General features: G+C 72.3%; 2 protein-coding genes. One reads left to right on the top strand and one right to left on the bottom strand.

Translation table 11 applies throughout. The features are described 5' to 3' along the window. Positions 1-250: 250 nt before the first annotated feature. On the bottom strand, positions 251-610 hold the full coding sequence (locus E3O23_RS00035) for a sterol carrier family protein (protein WP_134486498.1): 360 nt from the start codon (positions 608-610) through the stop codon (positions 251-253). 166 nt (positions 611-776) lie between these two features. On the opposite strand from E3O23_RS00035, the gene purD reads away from it, so the two are divergent. Beyond that, on the top strand, positions 777-2045 hold the full coding sequence (gene purD, locus E3O23_RS00040; protein WP_134486501.1) for a phosphoribosylamine--glycine ligase: 1269 nt from the start codon (positions 777-779) through the stop codon (positions 2043-2045). The last annotated feature ends 160 nt before the right edge of the window (positions 2046-2205 follow it).

Raw genomic sequence — 2205 nt, forward strand, 5'->3', positions numbered from 1 at the left:
CGATCATGAATGCTCCCGTCTCCTGTCATCGCTGGCCAGGAACCACGGCATCAAGTCTCGGCATCCACGTTACGAACGGCCTGGAAACGAGTCCGGCCCGGCCCCTATCAGCGATCACCTGATGCCAGTCAAGCCCGGTGACAACACCCCCCGGATCATCAACGACTGGGGGCAACAATCATGCCGGGCCTGACAGGCCAACACCCTCACACAATTACACGATCAAGGGATACGAAGAAGGTAACGGGGGTCAGAGCAGGGGCAGCTCGCCGGCGAGGTCGGCCCGCTGGCCGGAGGCGTGGATGCGCCCGGTAGCGATGCCGTCCTGCCAGGCCAGGGTGCCCATGGCGAGGGCGAGCCAGGTGGCGGCATCCGTTTCGACGACGTTCGGCGGCGTTCCCCTGGTGTGGCGCGGCCCGGCGATGCACTGCACGGCTCCGAAGGGCGGCACCCGCACCTCGACGGTGTTGCCGCTCGCCTTCTCGGCGAGCAGCTGCAGCGTGTAGCGAACCGCCAGGGCCCGGATGTCCCGGCTCGCACCCGCCGCGTCCGCCGCGCACTCCCGCACGGCGGCCGTGCCCACCGCATCTTCGATCCTCACCCTGGCCATGACCCAAGTCTGCCCGGTCCGGCCCGGAAATCGGACACCGCGCCGAGCACGGCGGCCCGTTTACCCAGCCGCCACGCAGCCCGCCACCCGGCCGGCCACCCGGCCGGCCGCGTCGGGCCGTGACGCGGGACGGGACGAGCGCGGCCGCATCGGCTAGCCTGAACGCGTGAGAATTCTGGTCCTCGGTTCCGGTGCCCGCGAGCACGCCATCATCACCGCGCTCCTCCGCGAGGAGCCGCGCCACCACGTCGTGGCCGCGCCGGGCAACGCCGGCATCGCGGCGGATGTCCCGGTCGTCCCGCTGGACCCGACCGATTCATCGGTGGTCACCAACTACGCCATCGAGAACAACATCGACCTCGTGGTGATCGGCCCGGAGGCCCCCCTCGTCGCCGGCGTCGCCGACGCGCTGCGCACCCGAGGCATCCCGGTCTTCGGACCGGGCAAGGCCGCCGCCGCCCTCGAGGGCAGCAAGACGTTCGCCAAGCGGATCATGGACGAAGCGGGCGTGCCGACCGGCCGGGCCGTGCGCGCCGGGAATCTCGCCGAAGCCAAGGCCGCCCTCGACGAGTTCGGGGCGCCGTACGTCGTCAAGGCCGACGGCCTCGCCGCGGGCAAGGGCGTGCTCGTCACCGAGGAGCGCCCCGCCGCCGTCGCCCACGCCACGCACTGGCTCCAGCACGGCAGCGTGCTGATCGAGGAGTTCCTCGACGGGGCGGAGGTCTCGCTCTTCCTGCTCAGCGACGGCCACACCGTGCTGCCGCTCTCCCCCGCCCAGGACTACAAACGCCTCGGCGACCACGACGCCGGCCCGAACACCGGCGGCATGGGCGCCTACTCGCCCCTGCCCTGGCTCGACGCCGAATTCGGCAGCGAACAGGCCTTCGTCGACGAGGTCATCGAGACCGTCGCGCTGCCCACCGTGCGCCGGCTCGCGCACGAGGACACCCCGTTCATCGGGCTGCTCTACTGCGGGCTCATCCTGACGGATGCCGGCATCCGGGTGATCGAATTCAACGCCCGGTTCGGCGACCCGGAGACCCAGGTCGTGCTGCCGCGCCTGCTCACCCCGCTCTCCGGCCTGCTTCTGGCGGCGTCGACCGGGGAGCTCGGCGGCCTGGCCCGACCGGAGTTCTCCGACGAGGCCTGCGTCACCGTCGTGCTCGCCAGCGAGAACTACCCGGAGACGCCGGTCACCGGGCGCGTGATCACGGGGCTGGATGCCGCATCCGCGGTCCCAGGGGTCACGATCGCGCACGCCGCCACCGCCGCCCGCGGCGACGCCCTCGTCGCCACCGGCGGCCGGGTGCTCAGCGTCGTCGCCACCGGCCGGGACTTCGCCGAGGCCCGCACGCGCGCCTACGAGGCGCTGGGCGAGATCGGCCTCGCCGGCTCCCAGTTCCGCACCGACATCGCCGCCCGCGTCGCCGGCTGAGCGCAGGGCTCCCCGTGCCCTGAACTGACGGTTGCTGTTGCTGTATCGGACGACTGTGGCCGGCACACCGGCTACAGTCGTCCGATTCGGGAACTATTCCGCGGCGACCGCCGGCGCGGCGGGCGCGGCGGCGGGCGCGGCAGCGGCTGCCCGCGGCCCC

It is taken from the genome of Cryobacterium tagatosivorans (genome assembly GCF_004402215.1).
GTDB lineage: Bacteria > Actinomycetota > Actinomycetes > Actinomycetales > Microbacteriaceae > Cryobacterium > Cryobacterium tagatosivorans.